Origin of the sequence: Paenibacillus sp. TAF43_2, from assembly GCF_052113545.1 — a bacterium.
Lineage (GTDB): Bacteria > Bacillota > Bacilli > Paenibacillales > Paenibacillaceae > Pristimantibacillus.
The window spans coordinates 1-4,771 of record NZ_JBFRDK010000287.1 but is presented as its reverse complement, the minus strand read 5'-3'; the positions used below and the strand labels follow the sequence as shown (position 1 = coordinate 4,771).

Genomic DNA, 4,771 nt, shown 5'->3' with positions numbered 1-4,771 from the left:
GATACGAGCATAGTGCGGTATTTTTTTAACATTCCTCTTTATATCTTTTTGTAATAATAGTTTTTTTGCATAATCACTATGTACGATGATTTTATTTGCATAGTTTGTTACTGCACCGTTGCATGGAAATTCAAACTCTTTTAAAGAAATATTTCCAGAAACAAGCTCACTAATATAATCATCTACTATTTTCCTATCAAAATCTTCATATAAGAATTGTTTATATTGTTCGATACCACTATTTTTTGAAGCTAAAAAGTGCAATATTCCATGTAAATTATAATCGTGTAATACAACTGTTCCTGGATATTGTTTTAGATAATCTATCATGAAAATATGATATTCACTATTCCCCACTTGATAAATTATATCATCATACTGATTACTTCTTTCTTTAAAATAACTGTGTTCATATACCGAAACATCTTCTGGTAGTCCACCATCATGTAAATAGTTTGTATCGATAAAAACATCTATAATAAAATAATTGGAGAGTTCACATATTATATCTACACTATAATCTGATATACCAGACTTCACAGGTGGTAGTGGTGTGAAGAATGCAATTTTTTTCTTTTCTCCTGTCTTTGTCTTCTCACTTTTTAAAGTTTTAAAAACATCCAACGTACTTTGAGAAACCTTGTCCCAAGTGAATTTTTTAATTCTTTCATATCCCATTTTTTTCAAATGTTCTAAATCAGTATTTTCTAATATTTCTATTAAGCCTCTAGTAATATCCTTTACTTTAAAAGGGTCTACTAGAACAGCTGCCCCTATAGCTATTTCTCCTAGACTTGAGTTGTTTGATGTCAGTACTGGAGTACCACAAGCCATTGCTTCAACTACAGGTAAACCGAATCCTTCGTATTGCGAAGGAAATGCCACAATATGAGCAAGATTATAAAGTTGGATGAGATGTTCTAAAGGGATAAAATTAGTTAGTATTACTCTATCTCTAATATTGTGTTTAGCCGCGATATCATAATAACGCTCTTCTGATGCCTTGCTTAGCTTACAAGCAACAACAAGTTGATATTGAATAATTAAATGATTTGGCATTTTTGAAAATGCGACTATCAAATCACCTATATTTTTACGATCATCATCCCCACCAGTGCACATAATGAATTGATCTTTAATATCATATTTCCCCATCAATTCACTAGCACTCTCAGAAGGTATTTCAATACTCGTATAACATTCATCCGTACCAGCATATATAACACTAATTTTATTAGAATCAATATTTAAATGTTTAATGACATCGTCTTTTGCACTTTGTGATATGGCTAATAAGTTATCCATCTTTTGAATATTATTTATTTGTGACATGTATTCATCATGCATACCTTTGTTGTTTAGATACTTTTCTTTATATATATAAGGTATGATGTCATATAAAGTTGCTACTGTCTTAACTCCATCAAACCAATCCATATCATAGGAAATACTTCCATCAAATATTGATGTAAAATAAAATACCTCTATATCATATGTGCTAATAAACTTCTTAACTACTCCACCTAAAATATCTTTAAATTGCTCACGTTTCCCTAAAAAACCATCATCGCCTAAATAGATATAAATCTCTGTAACGTTATTGGAATAATTTAGTATTTCCTTTAAATTTGTATCCTCATAGAAGTTCAAAAGGAAATAATTATTAACCTTATCTAAATCAAACATTTTTTTTAATTGACTTGTACTATAATTACCTATTCCTCTGTTCTTTGAGCCAGGTCCTAAAATAGCTAAAACATCAATTGCTATATTCATTTTGATTTTCCCTTTCTCTAAGAAATCTTCCATCTATGAAGATTGAGTTGATTCCTGTAAATGCATACTCATCATAGCCTTTGCTTTCTAAGAAATCTTTTATATCCGTTTTTTTTGTTTTGTAATTTAGTTTAATATCATAACTGATCATTTCTGTTACTATTATTAAAGGTCGCTTTTCTTTATAATCTATAGATTCCAATATCTCCATATCCTTACCTTCAATGTCTATTGATAATATTGTAGGGGCCTTACCAAGATATTTCTCTACAATTGTTGAATATGAAATAGTTTCAACAACTTTTTTATCTATAATTTTTAAATCAGGATTTTTCTCACAGAATGACGTAGCCGCTTCAAAATCAGGAGTACTCATTCCATCCCCATTTAGAATATAAAATTCAATATTTTTATCAGTCTCTATATCCACACATTTATTTAATATAATATCTCTATGTCGATAAAAGCTTAATTCAGGTATGAGGTTAGAATTAGCTTCAACTAAAATTCCTTTAGCACCTTTGCTATAAAAATAATAAGTATTGCTTAATTCTTTGGCATGGTTTGCACCTAAATCAATATAATCAACGGATTCAACAGGAATTCCTAACACATGAATAATATAAGCTAGAATACTATCTTCACCCGATTGTGAATGAGTTCTTTTATCAAAGAATAGATCATTACTTTTCTTAAACAAATCGATCTCATCCAGTTTTTCAAATATACTTCTAGTATTCTCACTTAATTGTTCTTGTACTTTTTGTTTCTTTTCAAGAAATCTTACTTCTTCTGTTAATTTAATAATTAGGGAAGTTTGTTCTTCTTGTCTTTGCATTAACTGAGCTACTACATCGCTGTGTTGCTTTTGCTTCTGCACTAACTGAGCTACTGCATCATGCTCTTTATCGTGCTTCTCAATTAACTGAGCAACTATATTGTCAAAGTGTTCATGTTTTTTCATTGTCTTCTCTTGATTCTCTTCATAACTTCCCTCTATCTTATTTGTCTTTAACGTAAGCTCACTTACTATTTCAGTCATTCTACCTATTGCAGGTGTAACCGCACTATTAAACTTCGTCTGTTGAAATGCAATCGGTTCCACATACCACTTAAGTAGCTTCCTTACAACTTTCTTAGCAAAAATAATTAGTGGACCAATAACTTTTCTATGAGAATGCAAATATCTATAAGCATAGTTTTCTCGTGTTTGAAGCATACTATTTATATAGCCTCGAATTTCTAATAGGAACAGATTCGTATCAAGAGATGTTTCTTGGTGTTTTTCTATCTGTTGTTCATTAATATTCAAACCTTTTAATAATTTTTCAAATATGATCTCTTGTTCGATATTTCGAAATAACTTTTTCAATTGGAAACACCTCATTTTCACATTTAACAATCTTTGAATTAATTCACTTCCCAGTTATGATTTATAGAAAAAAGTCCAACTGCTTTATCATTTGACACAACTGAAAAGTCCATGTAAAATTTGATGAAATCTAACGCTATATGATTATCATCAACAATAGCAACATTGAGCTTGTAGTTACCTGTTAGTAAATTAAAATCATGTATATAAAATTTAACTGTTCCATTTTGATTTAAAGATTGAATCTTTAATTTATCGAGTTGAGTATTGTTTCCATATACGAGTACTTTATCTGATGTATAAATTCCCACACCAAATATATATTCTTTCTGTGGTTTTATAATTTTATAGTCGATTTCAATAGTTATTAATTCACCGGCGGCAACGATATTCGTGTTTTCTCTCAATTGGTTTAATATTCTTGCCTCTGTAATAATAACTTCCTTCGATCCCCATCTAGTCTCATCTGTGAAACTCGAAACATCATTATCATCTTGAGACGACTCAACTTTAGTAGCTGAATCGTTAGATTCTGATTCTTTACGGTACTCTTCTTGCCGTTGATTAATATATTGTTTATTCATACGTTGCGTATAAAGATTTACTACTCTATCTGCTTCACCATGTTCTATAACACAACCTTCATTTAACCAATAAACTCTATCGCAAATTTTTTCAATTGTTCCTAAATCATGTGTAACAATAACAATTGTTGCTCCATCTCTTTTAAATCCTTCTATTTTTTCATAACATTTCTTTTGGAAATTAGCATCTCCTACAGAAAGTATTTCGTCGATTAACAGTATTTCCGGTTCCACATTTATAGCAACTGAAAATGCTAGTCGCATGTACATACCTGACGAATAGGTTCTTACAGGGTTTTCAATAAACTCTCCTAATTCAGAAAACTCAATAATTTCATCGATTTTTTCGTTAATCTCTCTTCTCGATAAACCAAATATTGAAGCATTAATATATATATTTTCTCTTCCTGTAAAATCCGGATGAAAACCTGCTCCTAGTTCGATAAGACTTGATATTCTTCCATTAACTTTGATTTCCCCACTATCCGGGTATAGTATTTTTGTAATAAGTTTAAGTAAAGTGCTTTTCCCACAACCATTGTGTCCAATTAATCCAATAGTTTCGCCTCTTTGAATGTCCAGGCTCACATCGTTCAGAGCATAGAAATTGCTATACTCATTACTTCTTAACTTTAATATTTTTTCTTTTATTGTTAGTGGCTTATCACGATATATTTTAAAGGCTTTGCTCACATTTTTTATAGATATTACAGTCTGATTATCCATATTACAGGTCCTCCGCAAAGGTTTTTTCACTTGCCTTAAAAACAAGAAGCCCTATTATTATTAATACTATTCCAACTATAAGTGCATATAATAATGAACTCCAATCAGGTTGTTTACCATCTAATAGAATATTTCTAAATGAATTTATGATAGGCACCATCGGGTTCAATTCTATTATATTAGCGACTTTATCGGGAAAAATAGTAATTGGAAATACAATAGGTGTTAAATAAAACCAAACAAATGTTATAACACCAACTATATGTTCTAAGTCTCTAAATTTAACATAAAGTGCTGATAAATTTATTGCTAA

At 30.1% G+C, this 4,771-nt stretch carries 4 protein-coding genes; all 4 read right to left on the bottom strand.

Annotation, left to right across the window (positions count from 1 at the left end; genetic code table 11):
- Positions 1–1,776: glycosyltransferase family 4 protein (locus tag AB4Z17_RS32030; protein ID WP_441964358.1), on the bottom strand; the 1,776-nt coding region annotated here is incomplete at its 3' end.
- Positions 1,760–3,148, bottom strand: coding sequence for an FkbM family methyltransferase (locus AB4Z17_RS32025; RefSeq protein WP_441964356.1), 1,389 nt, complete (start codon positions 3,146–3,148; stop codon positions 1,760–1,762). The genes AB4Z17_RS32030 and AB4Z17_RS32025, both read right to left, overlap by 17 nt.
- 38 nt (positions 3,149–3,186) lie before the next feature.
- On the bottom strand, positions 3,187–4,458 hold the full coding sequence (locus AB4Z17_RS32020; protein ID WP_441964354.1) for an ABC transporter ATP-binding protein: 1,272 nt from the start codon (positions 4,456–4,458) through the stop codon (positions 3,187–3,189).
- A gap of 1 nt (position 4,459) precedes the next feature.
- The coding region (locus tag AB4Z17_RS32015) for an ABC transporter permease (RefSeq protein WP_441964352.1) at positions 4,460–4,771 on the bottom strand (312 nt) is incomplete at its 5' end.